This is a genomic window from Paenibacillus sp. VT-400 (assembly GCF_001029205.1).
Classification (GTDB): Bacteria; Bacillota; Bacilli; order Paenibacillales; family Paenibacillaceae; genus Paenibacillus; species Paenibacillus amylolyticus.
In genome coordinates, this window is sequence record NZ_LELF01000067.1 from 239297 (window position 1) to 262506 (window position 23210).

The window sequence follows — 23210 nt, forward strand, 5'->3', positions numbered from 1 at the left end:
GATGAGGAGTTACTATAATATGGAAAAGTGCTATATATATCAGTTATAGAGTTGAATAGCTATAATAGCAAAGGGTGGCGAAGAAACAGTAAATATTAAAATACAGCAAAGAATGAGGAGTACGTATGGAACACGTTTTATGGACGATCTATCTTGGATTGCTTGGCACAGCATCACTCTCGTATCTTATTAAAGGAAAGTATAAGTCTAAACTTAGCAAAATCGATTTTGTCGTATCCGTTATTACATGGATAGGGTTGCTAGGATATGTAACGGAAACAGCTATTTTAAATCCTTCTTTGTGGAAATTTATTACTGTGACAGCTCTGTTATGGGATGTATTATTCGCAATGCTTTTAAAGGATAACGAAGGGGAAGAGATTTTGGATGGATTACCAATTATGACGAGGAGAGTTTGGATGTTGATAACATTAGTTATCGCGATTGGACCTCTATACTATGGGCTGTTTAGATATGCTTTCTCTTAAGTGGAGAACTTCTTATATATTTTATTAATAATGTAACTTAATGGTACAATTCTGCGTCCAAACTTTCAGAGCCAGATTATATATTAGAGTGAGAGGAGGTCTACCTTGAAATATTTCTCCTACCTCCTGATGATGTGTCTTGTCCTAATGGGTTGTTCCGATTCATCATTGGAAAGCAACGATACAGTACCAGACCGAATTCAAAGAGAGGGACAGACGATGACGGCAACCAGACAATTGGGTGATTATGAACTCCGATTAAATGTCCAACAATTTGGTGATCACGACTTCACTTTTAAACCGGGGATAAGGTATAGGGGACAAGATGCCAACCACGAGATTTTCCATTCGAAACAGCTTTTCGATATTGATCTTCAAATGGATGGAAAGACGCTTCTCCCACCGAGGTCAAGTACCAGTGAAGAATTGGCAACCGAATTAAAGAAAGATAGCTGGTATTCAGAAGAAGTTGAAATAATCCTTACACCGGAGCAGGTTCAATATATATCGAATGGTGAGGCCGATCTTATTCTTAATGCTGGATTTCGATCCGAACAATCTGGCTACAATGACGAGAAAAAGATGATTATAAGTGGGGAAGACATACTGTTTAAACAAGTAGATGCTGATCAAAAGGAATAAAACACCTGATAACAACAAAAAACCAAGGCTTCGAGTTAGTCACTCATGAGCCTTGGTTTTTTACTGTGTCGTATTCTTGTTAGCTGTTTCGTATTAATTCTATTCTGCGCGTACTTTAAAGAATGAAATCAGTTCTTGAAGTTGCTCGGATACAACCGAGAGCTCATCGGAGGCACTCACAATGGCTGCCATGGAGGCTTCCTGCTCATCAATTGACTGCTCAATTTGTTTACTGCTGCTTGCTGCTTTGCTGACATTGGCAGACAGTTCATCGGCTGTGGCAGACATTTCTTGTGTGCTTGCTGAGATTTCTTCAGTAGAACTGGAGATATCCTGAATCTGGTTTGCAACTTTATTCGTAGCATTCAGAATATTCTCGAAGAATACACCAGTCTCTTGGGTAACTTCCAAGCCTTTGGTAACTTCCTTGGAACCCAACTGCATCGCTTCGGAAGACTGCATGATATCCCGTTGAATTTCTTCAATTAACTGTCGAATTTGCTTCGCTGATTCCTGCGATTGCTCTGCCAGGTTACGTACCTCACCTGCAACCACCGCAAAACCTCTTCCTTCTTCACCTGCGCGGGCTGCCTCGATTGAAGCGTTAAGTGCAAGCAAGTTGGTTTGTCCGGCAATTTCCGTAATCACGTTAACAATGTTGCTAATCTGGTTCGAGTTATTTTCCAAAGACTGAATCGAGTTTGACGTATTTTGCACCGCACCGGAGATCAGGCGCATCTGTTCAATAACTTGTTGCATCACCACATTACCTGTGCTGGAGCGCTGCTCCATGCTGAGTGCTTCATCTGCCACATCGGCTGAGCTGCTGGCGATCGTCTGCACTACCGTGGACATCTCTGTCATGGCACGTGCGTTCTCCACAGTGGCTTTGTCTTGTGACACCAGTCCAGTAGATATTTCTCGAATATTGGTGCTGATGGATTGAATGTTCACATTATTTTTCTCGGAAATGCCCAGTAGTTGTTTGGAAGATTCCGAGAGGTGATGCGAAGTATTCTGTACTTTATAGATGGTTGTATTGAATCGATGGATCATCGCATTGAACTTCTCGTTGATGATACCCAGATCATCTCGTCCGGTATCGATGGTTACGTCGAGATTACCCGTGCTGACTTCCTCGATCCCTTTCATCAGATTGCGGATCGGAAGCAACGTTCTTTTCAGCAAAATGAATTGCAACACCATGAACAGGATCAGGAAACCGATCAGGAACATCAAGCCGTACGTAAGCAGTTTGTTCAGGCCTTTTGGAACGGCACTTGCATCTACATCGAAGTAAAGAGCAGCGTACATCGAGCCATCTGCGTTATTAATCGGATAGATCAGAGTGGTCCAAGTTCCGTACTCATCCGTGTAGAAATCACTGAAGGCAGGCTTTCCGTCCTTTTTCATCTGTTCCAGCACTACGACGTTATTCTGAGGCAACGGGTACATGGCACCTGCGGGCAGGTTACCTTCCTCGAATGGTTCCAACAGGTTCGTTGGAATCGCGATGATGGACGTTCCGTTTCCTTCCTCAAGTTCTGAACCAAAAATGTACGCTTGCGCGATGTTTGGATAGAATTCATGGATGGAATCGAGATAAGTTTTCATTTCCAGCTGTACAGGACCGGAGTAGCTTTTTTCCTTAGCCGCTTCTGCTACTTTGGCAGTGTCGAGATCATCGTACCATTTCTGGGTGATGACGGTAGCCTGGTCGTGCAACTGTTCAACCAAGATATTTTTTTGCAATTGATACGCGGCAGTAATCAGAATTACACCGATCAACATGATGCTGCCGAATGAAATCACCAAATTTTTGATAAAGAAAGGCATGGTACTCCAGCGAAGCTTATTAAACAAGATGGTTCACTCCTTCTACGATTGTGACGAAGGACTTACCCTGGGTGTTGTACACGCTATGTAATTGTTGACTTAAAAACTGTGAAATCGTCCCTTAATATCCTGTCTGATCAAATTCTCTTTTGTTTCTAAAAGCTTTTCGTAATGGGTTTTGCTATTCACGTATATGAACTCCAGGTAAGTTCTACTCTTCAGATATATCGTTATATAGGCATATTAATATTAGATATTTGCAACAAAATAGGACTTATGAACCGGTTCCAAGGTTATAATTGCGCTTTTTTTCATTATATTTCTTGTATATCCATGAAAATTTCATAGTGATACATATCATTTTTTGATCGTGTTTAAGATTCACTAAAGGTTCGTCCCCTACCATGGTTACATAAGCCTCAGTTGCTTAACAGAGAAACCAAGAAGGAGGATTCATCATTTGAATATTTTATTACGAAAAGTTGCAGTAACGGCATTGTCCGTGACGATGGTAACGTCATCTTTTGGTCTGATTGCAAGTCCGAATGCGGCATTTGCAGCAGAAAGTACAGCGACAACCACGAGTGCAGGCGTGACGCAAGCTTATGAATCGTTGTTCCAGACGGATAACGTTATTGATGTGAATGTAACGATTGATGATGCAGACTGGAAGAGCATGCTCGAAAGTCCGTTGGATAAGGATTATAAGAATGTTAGTGTGGAAGTGGACGGCAACAAGCTGGACAATGTCGGTTTCTCCACCAAGGGCAATCTGACCCTGAAAGCTGTAGCCTCAATGGAAGATTCGGACCGTTACAGCTTCAGACTGAAGTTTGATAAATACGACAAAACACAAACCCTGCTTGGACTGGATAAAATGGTACTAAACAATAACTACGCCGATCCGTCGTATATGCGCGAAGTTCTTCATTATGAAGCACTGCGCAGCATTGGCATGGATGTACCAATGACGAACTATGTTAATTTGTATGTTAACGGCGAGCTGGTGGGTTTCTATACTGGCGTTGAAGCAGTAGATGATAGCTATCTGGAGCGCAACTACGGTGAGGATTACGAAGAAGGTGTCCTCTATGATACGGATGAGAAGAGTTATCTTCAATATGAAGAGGGCAGTGACTACAGTACAATCACCAAGGACTTGGGTACGGATAAGGACAAAGTCAAACTCAAAACCTTCATCCAAACGCTGAACGAGATGCCAGAAGGTGAAAAAGGTGATATTGAAAGTGTACTGGACGTGGATTCAGCGCTTCAATATATTGCAGGCAACATTGTTTTTGGCAACTATGACAGCTATAACGGCGACAAAGGACACAACTACATGCTCTACAGTGATGCCGCTGGCAAGTTCACCGTTGTTCCTTGGGACTTTAACATGTCCTTCAACGGGTACTCGGGTGGAGGTGGACGTGGCACAACAACCGGATCAACCACGACCAACACCAACGCAACGAACGTATCTGTGGACGAGCCGGTACTAGGCATTAACATGGAAAATGTACCGATGATTAACAACCTACTTGCTGTGCCAGAGTATAAGGAAAAATATTTGAGCTACGTCAATGAACTGACGGACTACATGGAAGGCATTCAGGATCGTATCACTGGCCTTGCCGATGAGATTCGTCCTTACGTAGAAGCAGATCCAACGAAATTTTATACGACAGAACAGTTTGAATCCAACATCGCTTATTCTGCAAATGCAGACGCGGCTGGTGGTATGGGCGGTACACCACCAGCAGGATTTGAAGCCATGACCCCACCCGAAGGCATGGAAGGAATGACTCCGCCTGAAGGTTTCGAAGGAATGACACCTCCAACTCAGCCGGGTGCCGCAACTGGAAACGGTACAACAGATGCAACAACGGGTAGAGATAATACCCAGACACGCCCTGGTGGTAACTTTGGCGGCGGTGGGGGCGGAGGCATGGGCTCCATGGCAGCCGGATCACTGACGACATTTGCAATGAACCGTCTTGCGAATCTGCAAGAGCAACTCGGACGTGAAGTAACGCCTTTGCCTGAGACTCCAGAAGAGACAGGTTCGAATACCTCATCCGGAACAACTGACAAAACCATTACCGTAACTCTCGATGGTAAATTGATCACATTCCCGGATCAGGACCCGCTGCAGCAAAGTGGCCGAGTGATGGTGCCTGTGAACGCAATCCTCGAAGCAATGGGTGCAGAAGTGACTTGGGACAAAACGGCGAAGACGGTAACAGCTGTTCTGGATGACCAGACCCTTGTGCTCAAGATCGGGAGCAGCACCGCAACCGTAAATGGAGATACACTCGAAATTGATGCACCAGCGATCATTCAAAACAGTCGCACACTTGTGCCTGTACGCTTCATCTCAGAAGGACTGGGACTTACCGTGGACTGGGATCAAACCGCTGCACAAGTAAGCCTTACATCCAAATAAGAAATATCTCCTGCAGATCAACGTTATTGTATGGGGAACGAGAAAAGGGATTCGATGGTCAGATCGAATCCCTTTTTGTTCTGCTTTTCAGGTTAGACGGAGCGAACATCCAGCAAAATCCGGCCTCGTCCATGTCTGGCCTCACTTTTGGCATGCGCTTGATTCGCTTCACTTAAAGGGAAGATAGAATCAATCTCTGAGCGGAGGGAACCGTTAGCGATTAGCTGAGCGATTGTGTACAGATCCTCTGATGTCGGGAATTTGGAATTAAACTTGGCTGTAACACCATACTGCGCTGCTTTTTCGGCAGAAGGCAGTTGAGTTAATGATACCAGTTTACCCCCAGGTTTCAGAACACCTCATGAACGATCTTCGATCTCTCCACCGACCGATTCAACAACCAGATCTACATTGCTTACCAGATCTTCAAACAAGGCTGTCTTGTAATCAATCACTTGATCAGCACCCAATGAAGCAACAAAATCAACATTGGCACCAGACGCGGTAGCAATAACATGAGCGCCTTTCCATTTTGCCAGTTGCACTGCGAATTGTCCGACACCGCCCGCAGCAGCGTGGATCAGAACGGTTTGCCCAGCTTCCAACTCACCTTCGGTGAACAGTGCTTTCCATGCCGCTTCAGCTCCGCCTTTAATGGTCGCAGCATCCTCAAAACTCAGGTTGTCTGGCATATGCACCAAATCCGTAGCAGGAGCCATACCATACTCGGCATAACTTCCGTTCACATTACCAAAAACGCGATCTCCCGGCTTGAAGGTATCGACGCCTTCTCCCACGGATTCCACGATGCCTGACATGGCCGTTCCGGGTGTATAAGGCAGCTCTTTGACAAACACGTCCTGCAACCAGCCGTTACGAATCTTCCAGTCCAGTGGAATGGCTCCAGCATACTGAATGCGTACCAGAACTTCGCCGGCAGCTGGCTGGGGCTTATGGACTTCCTGTTCGAACTGTAATGTATCGGGTCCTCCGTATTGATGAATCTGAATAGCTTTCATTTTAGATGTATGCATTGTGCACACGCTCCATTCGTTAAGCAAATTTAGGATAGGGATGAATCAATCTGTGCAGCAATTTTCTGTGAAAGAGATAACAGTAAGTTCTTTTCTTCCTCGGAGAGGCCAGCTGTGGTGATCTGCTCCACTTGGCGCCAGGCGTTATTCACTTGATCCTCCAGTGCGCGTCCGGCTTCTGTTAGGGATACAATGGTCACCCGTCCATCTGTTTTGGAACGACTCCGAGTAACGAGACCGGCATCTTCCAGACGGCGAACAGACTTGGCTACGGTTGAGTGATCCAGGCGAAGTGTGCGACCCAATGAGTTTTGGGATTGATGGTCTTGTGCATATAACTGCATCAGCATAATCTCTTGACCGGGAAAAAGCCCGGTATCCCGAATCAACTGCGCAGCAAGACCCTTGTGAGAGCGTGCCAGAGCAAAAATGCTAAAGCTGATGGGATACTGCGCTACTGCACTGAATTCCTCATTATTTAATTCCTGGAGATTATCAGGCTTTTTGAAATCATCTTTGGCTGTCATCATGTACCTCAACTTTCTTAATTGTGTTGTTGGCAACATAAATATAACACTTGAATATGTGGTTGGCAACATAAATTGAACTAAACACTTCTACATGAAACGTAGAGGACAGAAAGAACCTGAAGAAGCGGAACGTTCGCCTAAAAGCTTTCTGAGCAAGCTGCATCGGAAGCATATGTTATCCCCGGATCTACCCCTTTATAAAAGGAATCGAAAAATCTGGGGATAACAGCGATCGGAAGGTTGTTCTGTCATCTGTCATCGGAGTATCCAGGTATATATTCTTTAGTTCAACTTATACAGCTCCTCTAAATTTCCAGACAGCAGAACATTCTTACATGATTACGGATAATGCGTAAAATATTAGATTTTTAATTTTGATTACTGTGATAAAAGTCACTGAAATATTATAAATATTGTGATCACTCCTACCGATAAGACTATAGTGATATTCGAAACGGAATCGAAATTGGCTTGAATATCCCCACAATTACATAGGGAAAAGGGTGGCTCACACACATGCGAAGCATGAGCATCGGTACCAAAATCAGTTTGATCGTTATCAGTATATTTATCGTCTTCTCATCAGCCGTGGCGGTAAGTGTAATCCTGGAGATGAAGCAGGGGATCACGACATTTGCTACAGAGAAGGCAAAGCGAGATTTGGAGATGGCGAATAGTATCATTACATATAAGCATCCAGGAGATTGGGCCATTAAGAACGGACAATTATTCAAGGGAGATACCCCGCTGGAAGGCAATTTCGAACTGGTGGATGAGATTGGACAAGCGTCTGGGGACACAGTGACGATCTTCCGAGGTGACGAACGTGTTGCAACAAATGTCATGGTGGACGGAAAGCGTGCTGTCGGCACGAAGGTATCGGACGAGGTCGCCCAGACCGTTTTGCAGCAAGGGGAAAAATACTTCGGTGAAGCCGTGGTTGTGGGTCAGAAATATCAGACGGCCTATGAACCAATCAAGAACGCATCCGGAGAGATTATCGGAATTTTCTATGTTGGCGCTTCTCAATCGTTAATTGATGTGATTATCTCCTCGTTCCTCAAGACATTCCTGATCGTATTCCTGCTTGCAATGTTAGTCGCAATTACCCTGATCCTGCTGTACGTTCGCAGGGTGAGAGTAAGAATCGAACGGGTATCCGTAGCGATTAAACGTGCGGGTACGGGCGATTTCACACAGCCAGTTGTGGACAACGTCCAAGACGAGATTGGCATGCTGGGCATGGGATACAATGAGATGAGAAGTAATCTCCAGGTCATCATTCAAGGAGGACTTCAAGCTGCGGAGAAAGCAGAGCAATCGACTGGGCTGCTACTGAAGATTGCGGACCAAACGTCCAAAGAATCGGCGCAGATTGCATCCTCCGTTGAACAAGTCGCACAAGGAGCCGAGAGTCAGACAATTAGTACAGAAAAAAATCTGCAGGCCATGGAAGAAGTGGCGATAGCCGTACAACGCATGGCGGACAAGGCCTCCAGCATCTCGGACTCTGCTTTGTATTCACGCAAACAGGCTGAAACCGGAGGTGAAGCGGTGCAACTTACCGTTCAGCAGATGTCTACCATTGAATCTTCCGTTACCACAACGGATGAAGTCATTCGTATGCTGGAAGGGAAGTCGGCACAGATTAGCCAGATGGTTTCCGCCATTCATGAGATTGCAAATCAAACGAATCTGCTTGCCCTCAATGCATCCATTGAAGCAGCAAGAGCAGGGGAGCATGGCAGAGGATTTGCCGTTGTATCTACCGAGGTTCGTAAACTGGCTGAACAAGCCGGAGACTCTTCAGATCGTATTGAAGAACTGGTCGAAGCCATGGAACAAGATATGCAGCAATCGCTATCGGCCATGTCGAGAGTGAAGGACGAAGTACAGGAAGGACTGCGCTTGACCCGGGAAACGGAGCAAAACTTCAGCCTGATCCGGGATACAAACCTGCGTATGGCTACAGAGATTGAGGACATGGCTGCGACAAGTGAAGAGATGTCCGCAGGCGTGGAACAGATCGTGGCTTCTGTGCATGAGATCGCTCGTCATGCGCAAACGGCTAGTACCAATTCACAACAGGCTGCCGATTCTGTCCATGAACAGCTCAAGTCGGTAGAGCAGATCAAGGCATCTGCGGCTATTTTGTCTGATGTGTCCACAGAGCTGCAGACCTCACTTAGTCCGTTTAAGATTTAATATCTGTTACAATAGGGAAAAGGAGGGACTTCATATGGCCCCTGATAAAACAAAACTTTTCCCGAATGAGAATATCCGTACGGTATGTTACATTCAAAACCTGCCGCCGCGTTCCAACGTGGACATCGGTGATTATACGTATTATAGTGACAACACAAATCCGCCAGAGCAATTCTATGACCGGATACAGCATCATTATGACTTTATTGGTGATCGCTTGATCATTGGAAATTTCTGTGCAATTGCGGAAGGTGTGACATTCATTATGAATGGTGCGAATCATCGGATGGAGGGCATGACCACGTATCCGTTCAACATTTTTGGTGGAGGATGGGAGCGTGTGACACCTACACTGGAACAACTTCCATATAAGGGTGACACGGTACTGGGGAACGATGTATGGCTTGGACAAAATGTAACGATCATGCCTGGTATCACGATTGGAGACGGGGCAATTGTTGCCTCCAATTCAACCGTTGTTAAGGACATTGAACCCTATACGATTGTGGGTGGTAATCCAGCCAAGACTGTTAAAAAGCGTTTTGACGAAGAGACGATTGCACTGCTGCTGGAATTGAAGTGGTGGGATCAGGATGAGGAATGGCTGGATACGCATTTGGAACGTCTTGTCTCTACATATGATCTACAGATCTTGCGCGAACTTCTGAACAGCAAATAGGATGGATGTGCATTGTGCTTAAAAGACAAAAAAAGCTGGTTCCTGATGGAGCCGGCTTCCAAGCAAATCAGGCCCTGGACCGTTTTGAGCGGATCAGGGCCTCTTGTTGTCCAAGATGAAATGTTAATTTAACGGGTGGGTGGTCGTAGGGTACAATCAGACTTTGTTGATGGGGGCTTCAAATGAGTGTGATTTTCTGTATGATCCGAGTTTGTCTGTTTGCCTGAATAAAAGTTAATGATATCATCAACGGTAGTAAACACGACATTTAAATCCATATTATCATTGTGTGTTTGAATAAAAACCTCTTTTCAATAAGTTGTTGCGTTGTTTAATTTAAAGCTTCTTTCATGCTTAAACCTGCTGTGAATACAGGAACTTTACCTGCAGGTAGTTGAATTTCTTTGCCTGTTTTCCGGCTTCTTCCCGTTCTTGCCTCACGCTTCTGCACTTCAAATTTCCCGAATCCGACCAGTTGAACTTCTTTGCCTTCTTTGAGAGCTTCGAGAATCGAATCCAATACAACGGTTACAGCTTTTTCAGCATTCTTCTTGGAGAAACCGCCAGCCTTGGCTACTTCTGTGATCAATTGTTCTTTATCCATGGGGAATACCTCGCTTTCATTCTTGGGATGTGGAAACTTTGCTGTGACACATATGTGTAAATAAAAAGCTGCCTTATTAATAAGGCAGCTTTCATATAATTAAAGTTTAGTAACGTTCTCAGCTTGTGGTCCACGGTTACCTTGAGTTACTTCAAATTGAACGCGTTGACCTTCGTCCAAAGATTTGTAACCTTCACCTTGAATTGCACTGAAATGAACGAATACATCTGTTCCTTCTTCAGTTTCGATAAAGCCGAATCCTTTATCCGCGTTGAACCATTTCACTGTACCTGTTTGCATGTGATTCCTCCAAAAAATAAGTTTTTAGCCGATCATTATGACGAGTATAATTTAAAATTGACACTCACCTGGTGCATTTAAACCACGAACTTGATGTCCGCTAATGTATCGATTAATATGATAATACCATGTCCGCTAATATAAGTCAAGATTTGGAGGTATTTTCTAATGAATCAGTCATCAGGGGTTTCGGTGCAGCGGGAACCGACAGTAGAGGAATTCATACATATGCTTGCTAAAGAGGGAGAATTACATCCCAAAACCGTGAAGGAATATGCAAGTGATCTGAAGCACTTTATCGAATGGTACAAGGAAAGCACCATGCTCAGCGAAGAGTTCTCACTGCGAATTGAAGATGTGGATACATCCACGTTAGTCAGTTATCGTGAAGATGCTCACAAAGTTATGTTATTGAAACCAGCCACCATTAACCGGAGATTGATTACGCTGAAGCGTTTTTTCAAATGGGCTGTCTTGGAATCCAGGCTCAGTCATGACCCTTCCAAACCATTAAAATTCATTCCGGAAGACAAAGTAAGTCCACGTCGAATGACATTGGAAGAAGAGCAGGCATTCCTCGCGGCAGTGGAGTACGGTAATTCCCTTCGTGATCAGACCATCCTCACCCTTATGTTTCACACAGGCTTGCGAACGATGGAGGTATGCAACCTCAAGCCTCATGATATCGAAATTGGTAGACGAAGCGGTCACCTGACAGTGAGCGCAGATAAACGCAACGTGCAACGTAAGATCCCTCTGAATATGCAGTGTGTTGTCATGTTGAATCAGTACTTATCTGATCTTGCTACCGATCGTGCGTACCTTTTTCCTTCAGAGAAGACAAATGATCGTTTAACGGAGAGAGCATTGCGTCATCTGATTAAAAAAGTAATGATAACAGCAGGGCTGGAAGGACTGAGTTCACACGACCTGCGTCATCGTTTTGGCTACGCCATGGCTGAGCATACGCCACTGCACCGTTTGGCCGAGATAATGGGACACACCAACCCAGATACAACAATGATTTATTTTAAAGCATTAAGTACGAATCATCGTAAAGAACAAGAATGAAGACTGAATTATAGTCAGAATGAAAACACCTCTTATTAGAAGTACTTCGAAATTTTAAGTGTTTGTATTACTTTAACCTACCTTTAGCATTCATATACGATCCTTCACATTTCACTTAGGCACTGCCCGACAGGGTTGCCTTACCTCTAACAAAGAAAGCGATTACATATCCCTGATAATATTGTATATTATGATGGCAACCTTGGAACAGATCAACATGAGCCTTTGCATTTTGCTTCAATTCGGTGAGCAATAAGAAATCAAATGATTCACAATGCTACATATATATTCGTTGATAGGGCTAAGGCCGGCATCAAAAGGGAGGAATCCAAACGTGTACCGGGTACTGCTGGTGGATGATGAAGAAGATGTGCGTGAAGGACTTGTTGTAGAGGTCGATTGGGAAGCGCTCGATCTGCGGATTGTCGGTTTGGCTGAGAATGGGCGTGAAGCATTGGAGATGTCGGAGCGGGTGGAGCCGGACATTGTGGTGACGGATATCAGCATGCCATTCATGAATGGTCTGGAACTCGCTCAAAGATTGAGGAAACGTAATCCACTCGTGAAGGTGGTCATTTTGACTGGATATGATGAATTTGATTATGCGAGGCAAGCCATCTCGTTAAGTGTGGATGAATATCTGCTGAAGCCGTTCTCGGCAGGACATCTCACCGAACTGCTCACAAGACTGCGCGCTCAGATGGCGGCTGAAGTGGCTGAGCGTGAAGATGTACAGCAGCTGCGTGAGCACTATCATACCAGTTTGCCTTTATTACAGGCAGATCTGATGGCGACCTTGCTCCATCGGCAGAAGTCCTCGACATATATTCATAGTAAAGCCAAACAATGCGGATTGGATCTGACAGGAGAACGTTATGGTGTGTCCGTATTGACACTGCATATGGATGGAGATGTACATAAGGAGAAGTCTGAGGGAGTATTCATCGAGCCCCCACAGCGACATAACCCAACAACATCCGAGGAAGCGGATCAGTCTGAGATATTCGTTCCTGGAGGTTCCTTGCGTCAATCTGAGGATGCTGAGCTGAAACGCTTTGCGGCACTTAACATTGCGGCAGAAGTTTGGGCGGAGCATGGGGCTGGTCATGCTTTTATGCATCAGGAGACGATTGTCCTGCTCTATGTGGATCGCACGGGCGGTACAGATGGAGCGAAACGGCAACAGAAAGCATTGGAAAATGTGATGCGCAGCATCAATCACTACTTACGTATCCCGGCTACAGTAGGCTCTGGTCAGATTGTGGATACACTCGCGGATGTGAATCATGCCTATGAAGATGCCTTGCTGGCGTTGGATTATCGGCTTGTGCCTGGGACAGATTCAATCATATACATTGCAGACGTGGAGCGACAGACGGCGGGCAAGCTGCGGTTCGACGAGTTGAAGCAGCAGACGTTGACACGATGCCTGAAGGCAGGTACACAAGCAGAGCTGGAGGAAGCACTGGCGATCATTTTCCGGGAAATTACAGTGGAACACGGGCGAAGTGATATTCAGCTCTATTTAATTGAAATATTAACAACAGTATGGAAGGCAGCACAGGCATCAGGAGAAGCGATGGAAGACATCTTTGGTGCAGGGTTCCAGTTGTATGCGGATTTGTTCCGACTGCCGGGACTCACTGAGGCACAGAAGAAGGTACAGGAGGTCTGTCTACTCGTGCAACATCGCATTGCGAGCGGACGCCAGCATGTATACAAAGATATTGTCGAGCAGGCGTTAGTCTTCACGAAAGAGCATTATGCCGACCCGGACCTGTCCATTCAGAAGGTGTGCGGGCATTTGCATATCAGCTCCGGTTATTTTTGTGGCATTTTCAAAAAAGAAGTACAACTTACCTTCCTGCAGTACCTGATGCAGATCCGAATGGAGGCAGCGCGTGAACTGCTTCGCTCGACCGAGCTGAAGTCGTTTGAAATTGCGGAGCAGGTTGGCTTTGCCGAACCCAACTACTTCAGTTTTTGTTTCAAAAAACATATTGGTGTCTCGCCCAAAGAATATCGTAAACAGGCTTCCCAGGCGGCAAGTGAAGGTTCAATCCGATGAAGTTGTTGTCCAGATGGGTAAAGTCCATGGGACCTCAATTACGCTCTCGTTTGCGTTCGTCCAGAGTCAGCAGTATCCGGTTTATTATTACGTGGTCCTTTTCCGTTTTCATCGTCTTGGTGCTAACCATCATGGCGATGCTTCTGCATGACAAGTTCACGCAGGCTGCCGAGCGAAGTGCGGAACTCACGACGAGACAGATTGTGGATCAGGTCAGTTATAACCTGGAGGATTACGTCCGCAGTATGTCGCATCTGTACCGTGCCATTGAGGAACACATGTTGCGTGACGGGACATGGGAAGGGGAACTGGTGGACAAACAGCTTGATACACTGCTCAGCAGTCGTGAGGATATCATCTCGATTACTCTGCTTGATTCCACGGGGAAATTGCTCAAGAACCGACCTACAGCCGAATTAAAAACCAGCGCCCATGTGACACAGCAAGGGTGGTTTCAGTCTGCGCTTCGTGTGCCGGATCACCTGAGTTTCTCGTTACCTCATATTCAGAACATATACACAGGCCCATATAAATGGGTCGTTTCCATGAGCAAAGGTATAACGATACGGCAAAATGGTCAGGATCGGCAGGTTATCCTGCTGGTCGATATCAATTTCAAACAGATGGATGAACTGAGCCGTCGGGTCAGTCTGGGGCAACGAGGATACGTGTATATCATCGATGAGAGTGCGGGCAATATCGTGTACCATCCGCAGCAACAATTGATGTATATGGGACTCAAAAGCGAGAATATCGAACAGGCTTTGGTGGCTTCCGGCAGTTACGAAGATGAAGCAGATGGGCAGAAAAGGCTGAATACCGTAAAGTCCGTTGCCAATATCGGGTGGAAAATCGTCGGTGTTGCTTATCTGGATGAGATTATGACAACGCGTCAGGAAGTGAACGGATATCTCATTCGTGTATTGGTCGTTGTACTGGTACTGGTCATTCTCGTATCCCTGTTTCTTTCCTCCAGTCTGACTCGTCCGATCCGGCGAATGGAACGTAAGATGAAGGCCGTGGAGCGCGGGGATTTCAACGTGGAGTTGCCTATTGAAGGGCCGCTGGAGGTGGAACGACTATCCCGTCGCTTCAACCTGATGGTCAATAAAATCCGAACCTTGATGGATGAGATCATCCATGAACAGGAGCAGAAGCGGCGTCTGGAGCTGGAAGCCTTGCAGGCCCAGATCAATCCACATTTTCTATATAATACTCTGAATTCAGTAGTGCGCATGGTAGGCATGAGCCGCAATGAGGAAGTGATTACGATGATCACGTCTCTTTCGCGCCTGTTCCGCATCAGTCTCAGTCAAGGCAAAACGATTATCACGATCAGGGAAGAGCTGGAGCATGCGCAGCATTATTTGACGATTCAGCAGATGAGGTTCAAGCGCAAATTCAACTTTACCATTAAGGCCGATGATACGCTTCTGGATTGCCTGACATTAAAGCTGGTGCTCCAGCCCCTGATTGAGAACGCCATTGTTCATGGCATCGAGTACCACATGGACGAAGGAAGTATTGAGGTTGATGTTTATCGTGAGGACAACAAGCTGGTGTTTCGCATTACAGATAATGGGGTTGGCATGACGGAAGAACAGATGTCGGGATTATTGAGTGGCAGTCCGGTTGTCAAAAGCGGTGCAGGATCAGGCGTAGCTGTACGCAACGTCCATGACCGAATCCGGCTCTATTATGGGGAGGCATATGGCCTTGAATTTGCAAGTGAGTTGGAAGAAGGCACCACGGTCTGGGTTCGGATTCCCATTCAATCGCAGCAGAAGGAGGGCGAGCCTAATGACAGACAATAAGGAGAATAGGGGCGATATCCACAGCCACAGAGTTGTAGGGTCATACATTCGTACGTTTTGGAAAAAGGTTGCTGCGATCTTTCCTGGAATCCGGAAACGTCGGTTAGTAACCCAGACAGCTGCAAGCTGCTGTCTGCTCATATGCAGCGCCTGTGGCTTATCGAGTCCCGATGCTACGGCAGTGCCGCCACGTATCGCGCTGATTACGCCAGCTGGGACAGGGGAACTTGCGGAAGCTATCCGGCTTGGCGCCGAAGCGGCTGCCAAAGAGAACGGAGCCGAACTGATTACTGTGGAAGCATACCCTTCCGATGGTGATGTGTACACGCCTGCCATTCTGGACTCTGCTGGAAGTCAGATGCAGGTTAAGCAGGCCAATGCAGGCCGTGGAACGTTGTCTCGCAGTGCGCGAGAGCAGGCTCAAGTGGAGGCCGCAGCATCGGCTCTGAAGCAGGGGGCATCAGCTCTATTGGTTGATCCCCTAAGTGAGAAGGCCCTTAGTGACATCATTCAGGAGGCACAGACAACAAATTCCGATGGAACCATTGTTCCTGTCATTGTGCTTAACGATGAATTTCCCGTGAAAGGCATCACCAGTTTCATCTCGATGGATAATGTTGAGGCGGGAAGACAGGCCGGCCAGGCTATGGCGGAGCTTCTGGAAGGGAAAGGGCATGTGGCTTTATTGGGCCCCGATCCTCTTAATTCTGGTCTTATTCAGAGAGAGCAGGGAGTTATGGAAGCCTTGGTACAGTATCCTAATATTCAAGCGGAACCCAAATCGATATGTAATACACGGGATGGATGTTGGCAGACTGCGAAGCAATTGCTGGACCAGCAGGAGGTGGATGGCTTCATTACTCTTCAGGAACCTGCTTCTCTGGGAGCAGCCGATGAACTGAATCGACGCAAATCGGCGGAAAAGGTAAGGATTGTTGGGTTTGGCAGTGAACAACAGCAACTGGAGCAATTGCAAGAAGGGGTCTTTGATCATCTCATCGTCCAGAATGGATACAGTGCAGGTTATCTGGGATTGAATCAAGCCGTTGCGCGGCTGAACAATCAACAGGTGCAAGCGAGAGTGTTACTTGAGACCAAGCTGGTTAGTACAGACAATATGTTCTGGATGGATAACCAGAAGCTGTTGTTTCCTTTTGTTCAATGAACCAATGCTGGAACGAGTGCCGGAACGAATACTGAATGACGAAATTAAGGTGTTTGTTAACTTGAGGAAGATTTCGATAGAACAGGTGAAGATATTGTATTCGAATTTAATGTAAACCCTTTCATAATAAAGACATCGGTGAAGCCGAATGAACTTGGGGGAGGTCATTAGGATATGAAGAATATGAAGAAAACGTGGATGACACTGTTGATTACGGCATGTATGGTTGTGGCGGCGGGGTGTAGTAGCGGCGGAGACAGCGCAGGTGGAAATACGGGAACAGATACAGGAGGCCAGACAGCAGCCGGTACGGAAACGCCAAAGATTGGTGTTGCCATCTACAAATTTGACGATACATTCATGACGGGTGTACGTAATGCCATGACCGCAGCAGCGGAAGGCGTTGCGACTCTGGATATCGTGGATAGCCAGAATGCACAGCCGACCCAGAATGAGAAAGTGGATCTGTTTGTGTCTAAGAAATATAATGCAATGGCCGTGAACCCGGTGGACCGGACGGCGGCAGGTGTCATCATTGACAAGGCTAAGGCAGCGAACATTCCAGTGGTATTCCTCAACCGTGAGCCAGTGGCTGAAGATATGAACAAATGGGATAAAGTGTACTACGTAGGAGCAAAAGCGGAGGAGTCCGGTACGATCTCCGGTCAGCTGATTGTGGATTACTGGAAAGCACATCCGGAAGCGGACAAAAACGGCGATGGCAAACTGCAATACGTCATGCTGAAAGGGGAACCGGGTCACCAGGATGCAGAGCTTCGAACCAAATATTCGGTTCAGGCGATTCAGGATGCCGGAATCGAAGTGGAAGCACTGGCGGAAGACACGGCGATGTGGGACCGGGTGAAAGGTCAGGAGAAAATGCAGGCGTTCCTGGCTTCCCATGGTGACAAGATTGAAGCCGTTCTCGCAAACAATGATGACATGGCCTTGGGAGCCATTGAGGCATTGAAAGCAGCCGGATACTTCAAAGATGGCAAATCCATGCCGGTGGTAGGTGTGGATGCAACAGCTCCAGCCATTCAGGCTCTCCAGGATGGTACAATGCTGGGCACGGTGCTTAATGATGCCAAGAATCAGGGTGCAGCCACGGTGGCACTGGCTTCCGTACTTGCCAAAGGTGAGACACCAACAAAGGAAAATACCAAATACGACATTACAGATGGTAAATACGTCTGGATTGCATACAAAAAGATTACAAAAGACAACATCGCCGACGCCCAATAACAGCACGAGACAGGGACGTCCGACATTCGGGTAGCGTCCCTTTTTTGACGGTCATATGGAAGGGAGGAACCAAGATGGAGTCACCTTACCTGCTGGAGATGAATGGAGTTTCCAAAGCATTTCCGGGTGTGCAGGCACTAAGTCAGGTCACATTGAAAGTAAAGCCGGGGACGGTTCACGCCTTGATGGGAGAGAATGGAGCGGGGAAATCCACACTTATGAAATGTCTGTTCGGCATGTATCACCCGGATGAAGGAACGATACGTATCGAAGGAAAGGATGTGGATATTCCGAATTCCAAAGCGGCACTTCAGCAAGGCATATCCATGATTCATCAGGAGCTGAATCCGGTCCCGCATCGTCCGGTGATGGAGAATATATGGCTGGGTCGTTTTCCGATGAGGGGAATACTGGTGGACGAGAAACGGATGTATACCGATACGCTGGCGCTGTTCAAGGACTTGAACCTGGATATTGATCCGAAGGCTCAGGCGGGAACACTGTCTGTCTCCAAGATTCAATCCATGGAAATTGCCAAGGCGGTCTCTTTTCAATCCAAAGTCATCGTCATGGATGAGCCAACTTCTTCCCTGACAGGCAAGGAAGTGGATCAGCTATTTGCCATTATTAATGAACTGCGCAGTCGCGGCGTATCCATTATCTATATTTCACACAAGATGGAGGAGATCCTGACGATCTCGGATGAAGTGACAATCATGCGTGATGGCTTCGTTGTCGGGACATGGGATGCCGCTGATCTAACGACAGATCTGATCATTACGCGTATGGTTGGCCGTGATCTGGACGAACGTTTCCCGGAACGGACGAACGTACCAGGTGAAGTGATATTAAAAGCCGAGGGTCTGACATCAAGCCAGTCCAAATCGTTTTGTGATGTATCCTTTGAGCTGCGAAAAGGTGAAGTGCTTGGCATTGGCGGCCTGGTTGGAGCACAGCGGACAGAACTGATTGAGTCCTTGTTTGGACTGCGCGGACTCGCTTCAGGTACGATTTCGATTCATGGGCGCAAGGTGAAGATTAACTCCCCCGCAGCAGCAAAGCGTCATAACATTGCGTTGCTCACGGAAGAACGAAGGGTCACTGGGATTTTCCCCGTGTTGTCGGTGTATGAGAACACGATCATTGCCAGTCTGGGGCGCTACCGAAATCGTGTGGGCTTGCTGGACGAGAAAAAGGGCCGCGAAGAGGCACGTGAGCAGACGCAGAAGTTCAGAACCAAAACACCTTCAGTTAACACGCTGATTCGAAACCTGTCTGGCGGCAATCAACAGAAAGTTCTGTTAGCGCGCTGGTTGCTGACCGACCCGGAGATTCTGCTACTGGATGAACCGACACGTGGAATTGATGTAGGAGCCAAGTTTGAGATTTACACCATTATTACGGAACTGGCTCGTCAGGGCAAAAGCATTATCATGATTAGCTCAGAGATGCCCGAACTGTTGGGTATGTCGGATCGCATTATGGTGATGAGCGAAGGGCGTCTCACCGGAATCGTGGACGGAGCCGAGGCAACAGAGCAGGATATTATGAGGCTGGCCGCGCAGCAGCGGATGGCTTAGTCAGGAGGGAAACAGATGAACACACAGATGATCAATCAAGTGAAACAATATGTAACACAGCGCGCCATCTTTATCGTACTGATCCTGCTCATTATTGGTATTGCGATTGCTGATCCGAATTTTCTGGCCTTCTCCACACTGCGGGACATCTTACAGCAGTCCTCCACACGGGCCATTATTGCGCTCGGTGCAGCCTTTATCCTTGTCACGGGCGGGGTCGATCTATCCGCTGGACGGGTGGTTGGTCTGACAGCGGTTGTATCAGCATCGATGTTGCAAATTGATGAATATGCCAATCGCTTCTTCCCCGATCTGCCGCAGTTATGGGTGGGTCTGCCGATCCTTGTCGGGATTACCGCAGGTCTATTCGTGGGATTGGTAAATGGACTGATTGTCGCCAAATTACATGTGCCCCCATTTATCGCAACGCTGGGCACAATGGTTGCTGTGTACGGACTGAACTCCATTTATTTTGATACGGAACCCAACCAGTCACAGCCGATCGGAGGATTGAGACCCGATTTTACCGTCATTGGCTCTGGATACATTGATCTGGGCGGAGGTTATTCCATCCCGTATATTGTCCTCATTGCTATTGCGGTGGCATTAATCTGCTGGGTAATCTTTAACAAAACACGTCTCGGCAAAAACATGTACGCAATCGGTGGCAACATTCAGGCAGCGCATGTATCCGGGATTCATGTGGCTCGCAATCTGGTTGCGCTGTATGCCATTGCGGGTGCGTTGTATGGCCTGGGTGGTGTGCTTGAGGCAGCACGCACAGGTGGAGCAACAAACAATTACGGTAACATGTATGAACTGGATGCAATTGCCGCATGTGTGGTAGGCGGCGTATCAACGGCAGGAGGTATTGGAACGGTACCTGGGGTTATGGCGGGTGTGCTGATCTTCGGGGTCATTAACTATGGTCTGACGTTTATCGGTGTAAGTCCATACTGGCAGTTGATTATCAAAGGATTGATCATTGTTGCTGCGGTGGCTTTTGATATCCGTAAGTATATGGCGAAAAAATAAGATGAGCCTCAAGAGGTTACACCAGTCACTCCGATGACAGAACAACCTTCTGATCGCTGTTATCCCCAGATTTTTTAATTCCCTTCTAAAGAAGTGAAAATCCGGGGATAAAGGCGAACGCTCCGCTTCTTCAGGTTATTTCTGTCCTCTACGTTATCGTGTAAACAATTTGTTCATCTTATATGGAAAAGCAGCAAAGAAGCCAGCCCTCGGGATATAGAGAGCTGGCTTTAATTGTTATGCATTTACAAACCAATCTACGACAGTAATTATAGGGCCAATAATGCAAAACACTAGCATAAACGCAGCCACGTTACAGGCAACACTTGAGCCATAATGTGAACGATTTTTTTTGGCTATCCAGATGGTAGGGATCCAGAAGATTGCTGTGGCTACAAAGGGGATATGAAGTCCTTGATCTCCGTTACTATAAATAGGCAAGTTTAATAGTTCGAATAGTCGATAACCTAACCTGAAATTTTCTTCTCCCCACCCGTAGTTAAAAGCGAATCCCATAGCCAGTATGAGCAGAGATAGAGTACCCAGACCGAAAGGTTTTCGTTGTGTTGTCATGTGATATCCTCCATAAGAAAGTATTTATCCTAAATTAATCCATTAATGTATTGTACCACAATATTGATCTATGCGAAGAGGAATTGTTTCACTTTTGTTGATTACAATTACATCATATGTCCTATTGCCTTCATAATTTATACATTCGTGCGAATTTGGCGAGCCTCCACTAATCGACAACATCAGCTAATCATAATCGATATAATACATGTACATAAGTTGTTTGATGTGAGTTTTATGTCAAAGGGGGCGAGGCTGTTTGCTTAGTTACACGATGAAAATGGTGATATTCCCGCTAGGTTGTCTGCTTGTCATTCTGTCCTCTTATGTTCTCAGGCTTACCCCTAATATGGCAATAATGTCACTTTCGGCGACATTATTGGTAGCAAGTATTTATGGGGAGAGACGATATCCTGTGTTGCGAAAATTTCAGTGGATTTTTCTAGGGATATTCCACTATTTCAGTGAACTGAACTGGTGCAACATGCTGTATTATATGCTCATTATTTCAATGATCCAGGACAAACCAAGGTTGGCGCAGACCTTGCCGATTTCGTTGCTGCTTATGTTGCAATATACGTTGATTCGGCTTTCGTATGTGCCTGTAGATACATATGCTTTGCTGGTTTCGTTATTTGACCTGTTAACCTCGGTTGTTATCATTTTTTTGTATCATACCTTAATCAACAGTGAGGTCGAGAAGCGCAGGCTTCGGGAAAAAAATCGGTTCTTGACCCTGCATGATCCGCTTACCGGACTGTTGAATTACGAAGGTTACATGGAGGTGTTACATAAGACAGTAGAAGAGCAACGGTCTTTTTTGCTTGTCCTTTTGAACGTCAATAACTTTAGCGGCTTTAAAAAAGAGTCAGAAGATCCTTGGTGTACGGTAATCACAGGTACAGGCCAGATGATCAGCAATCATTTCACCGAGGCCTATGGCATATCCCGGTATGCAGGAGACCGATTTGCGGTCGTTTTGCCAGAGATACAGGATGTGGAAGAACGAATGTCGTCACTGTTATCCGTGCAGCTTCAAGGACTCCAGGTAAGCTATAGCATCTCCCTGTACCCGGAAATGTCGGATTCGTTGCAGCACTTTATGACGGTTGCCGAAGATAGGCTTCTTCAACAACAGCGTAGCAAATGGCTGAAAAATGAAGAAGAAGTATTTCGTTCCGAAAGACTAAGGGCTGTGGGTGAACTGGCCGCAGGTATGGCTCACGAAATTCGAAATCCGCTTACCGCAATTCGGGGATTCCTGCAGTTGTCACGTGGACAAGCGTTTAATATCGCGCCATGGTATGAAGTGATTATGGGTGAGGTGACGAGAGTAACCGATCTGACAGCTGAATTTTTGCAGTTTTCCAAACCACATGCCAATCACATGAAGCCTGAACATTTGGGTCACTGCCTTGAACGAGTGATGTCTTTGACCGAGTCAGATGCGGCATCCCGAGGGCATCAAATTACGCTTGAAATGACTAATGAGCCAGTTGTGATCATCATGGATCGAGATAAAATTGTGCAGGTATTGATCAATCTGATTCGTAACGCTTTTGAAGCAATGACAGACCCTGGTGAGGTCCATATGGATTTGTTGCAGGACGGAGACGCAGTACTCATTTCAATTACAGATACAGGAAGCGGCATTCCGGAAAATTCGCTATCCACAATCTTTAATCCATTTTATACAACCAAAGAAGAAGGTACGGGACTGGGACTTGCGCTCTGCCAGAAAATCGTTCAGGATCACAATGGTAAAATTACCGTCCATAGTGAAATGGGGGTTGGTTCCACCTTCACGCTTCATCTGCCAATGGAGACATAAATCATATAACTGACCCAGAGATAGCAATTAAATAGTCATTAGACAAAAACATAAAAACGCCGCA

General features: G+C 46.3%; 20 protein-coding genes. 13 read left to right on the top strand and 7 right to left on the bottom strand.

What is annotated here, in order from left to right:
- The first annotated feature begins 125 nt into the window (after positions 1-125).
- Both EL84_RS11755 and EL84_RS11760 read left to right on the top strand, forming a co-directional pair.
- A complete protein-coding gene (locus EL84_RS11755; protein WP_036606359.1) occupies positions 126-488 on the top strand; it encodes a hypothetical protein in 363 nt (120 codons plus the stop codon).
- A 105-nt stretch (positions 489-593) separates the two neighbouring features.
- Positions 594-1130: a hypothetical protein gene (locus tag EL84_RS11760; protein ID WP_036606361.1), complete on the top strand. Its 537-nt coding sequence runs from the start codon at positions 594-596 to the stop codon at positions 1128-1130.
- A 99-nt stretch (positions 1131-1229) separates the two neighbouring features.
- Here the strand turns inward: EL84_RS11760 and EL84_RS11765 are convergent, their stop codons facing one another.
- Entirely contained in the window at positions 1230-2966 is a 1737-nt protein-coding gene (locus tag EL84_RS11765; protein ID WP_047844120.1) for a methyl-accepting chemotaxis protein, read from the bottom strand.
- 460 nt (positions 2967-3426) lie between these two features.
- On the opposite strand from EL84_RS11765, the gene EL84_RS11770 reads away from it, so the two are divergent.
- Entirely contained in the window at positions 3427-5412 is a 1986-nt protein-coding gene (locus tag EL84_RS11770) for a CotH kinase family protein (protein ID WP_053061458.1), read from the top strand.
- 92 nt (positions 5413-5504) lie between these two features.
- On the opposite strand, the gene EL84_RS33100 is transcribed toward EL84_RS11770, so the two are convergent.
- From EL84_RS33100 to EL84_RS11780, 3 genes are read right to left on the bottom strand one after another with little or no spacing between them, the layout of a single operon-like run.
- Positions 5505-5765: a zinc-binding dehydrogenase gene (locus EL84_RS33100; RefSeq protein WP_200904556.1), complete on the bottom strand. Its 261-nt coding sequence runs from the start codon at positions 5763-5765 to the stop codon at positions 5505-5507.
- A 6-nt stretch (positions 5766-5771) separates the two neighbouring features.
- A complete protein-coding gene (locus EL84_RS11775) occupies positions 5772-6446 on the bottom strand; it encodes an NADP-dependent oxidoreductase (RefSeq protein WP_200904526.1) in 675 nt (224 codons plus the stop codon).
- A gap of 29 nt (positions 6447-6475) precedes the next feature.
- Positions 6476-6976, bottom strand: coding sequence for a MarR family winged helix-turn-helix transcriptional regulator (locus tag EL84_RS11780; protein WP_235431522.1), 501 nt, complete (start codon positions 6974-6976; stop codon positions 6476-6478).
- A 516-nt stretch (positions 6977-7492) separates the two neighbouring features.
- On the opposite strand from EL84_RS11780, the gene EL84_RS11785 reads away from it, so the two are divergent.
- Both EL84_RS11785 and EL84_RS11790 read left to right on the top strand, forming a co-directional pair.
- Positions 7493-9181 (top strand): methyl-accepting chemotaxis protein, encoded by a 1689-nt coding sequence (locus tag EL84_RS11785; protein ID WP_047841835.1) that lies wholly within the window; start codon positions 7493-7495, stop codon positions 9179-9181.
- 34 nt (positions 9182-9215) lie between these two features.
- Complete coding sequence (locus tag EL84_RS11790; RefSeq protein WP_036606366.1) at positions 9216-9860, top strand: Vat family streptogramin A O-acetyltransferase; 645 nt, start codon at positions 9216-9218, stop codon at positions 9858-9860.
- A gap of 331 nt (positions 9861-10191) precedes the next feature.
- On the opposite strand, the gene EL84_RS11795 is transcribed toward EL84_RS11790, so the two are convergent.
- Both EL84_RS11795 and EL84_RS11800 read right to left on the bottom strand, forming a co-directional pair.
- Entirely contained in the window at positions 10192-10464 is a 273-nt protein-coding gene (locus tag EL84_RS11795) for an HU family DNA-binding protein (protein ID WP_036606368.1), read from the bottom strand.
- A gap of 99 nt (positions 10465-10563) precedes the next feature.
- Entirely contained in the window at positions 10564-10764 is a 201-nt protein-coding gene (locus EL84_RS11800; RefSeq protein ID WP_017690333.1) for a cold-shock protein, read from the bottom strand.
- A 168-nt stretch (positions 10765-10932) separates the two neighbouring features.
- On the opposite strand from EL84_RS11800, the gene EL84_RS11805 reads away from it, so the two are divergent.
- The 7 genes from EL84_RS11805 (at position 10933) to mglC (ending at position 20742) form a co-directional block, all read left to right on the top strand.
- Positions 10933-11835, top strand: a complete 903-nt coding sequence (locus EL84_RS11805; protein WP_047841836.1) for a tyrosine-type recombinase/integrase — start codon at positions 10933-10935, stop codon at positions 11833-11835.
- A 334-nt stretch (positions 11836-12169) separates the two neighbouring features.
- Positions 12170-13903 carry a response regulator gene (locus EL84_RS11810; RefSeq protein ID WP_047841837.1) on the top strand — a complete coding sequence of 578 codons (1734 nt, stop codon included), beginning with the start codon at positions 12170-12172 and terminating at the stop codon, positions 13901-13903.
- Positions 13904-13929: 26 nt separating this feature from the next.
- The gene (locus EL84_RS11815; protein WP_047844123.1) at positions 13930-15717 is read left to right on the top strand and encodes a sensor histidine kinase; all 1788 of its coding nucleotides are present in this window, start codon (positions 13930-13932) and stop codon (positions 15715-15717) included.
- Complete coding sequence (locus tag EL84_RS11820) at positions 15704-16882, top strand: substrate-binding domain-containing protein (protein ID WP_053061459.1); 1179 nt, start codon at positions 15704-15706, stop codon at positions 16880-16882. Before EL84_RS11815 ends, EL84_RS11820 begins: the two co-directional genes overlap by 14 nt.
- Positions 16883-17065: 183 nt before the next feature.
- Positions 17066-18127, top strand: coding sequence for a galactose ABC transporter substrate-binding protein (locus EL84_RS11825; RefSeq protein ID WP_047844125.1), 1062 nt, complete (start codon positions 17066-17068; stop codon positions 18125-18127).
- A gap of 74 nt (positions 18128-18201) precedes the next feature.
- Entirely contained in the window at positions 18202-19707 is a 1506-nt protein-coding gene (locus EL84_RS11830; protein ID WP_047841838.1) for a sugar ABC transporter ATP-binding protein, read from the top strand.
- 15 nt (positions 19708-19722) lie between these two features.
- Entirely contained in the window at positions 19723-20742 is a 1020-nt protein-coding gene (gene mglC / locus EL84_RS11835; RefSeq protein WP_036606383.1) for a galactose/methyl galactoside ABC transporter permease MglC, read from the top strand.
- 237 nt (positions 20743-20979) lie between these two features.
- Here the strand turns inward: mglC and EL84_RS11840 are convergent, their stop codons facing one another.
- The gene (locus EL84_RS11840; RefSeq protein ID WP_036672474.1) at positions 20980-21315 is read right to left on the bottom strand and encodes a hypothetical protein; all 336 of its coding nucleotides are present in this window, start codon (positions 21313-21315) and stop codon (positions 20980-20982) included.
- A gap of 415 nt (positions 21316-21730) precedes the next feature.
- Here EL84_RS11840 and EL84_RS11845 point away from each other — a divergent pair, with 415 nt between their 5' ends.
- On the top strand, positions 21731-23146 hold the full coding sequence (locus EL84_RS11845; protein WP_051449843.1) for an ATP-binding protein: 1416 nt from the start codon (positions 21731-21733) through the stop codon (positions 23144-23146).
- Positions 23147-23210 lie beyond the last annotated feature (64 nt).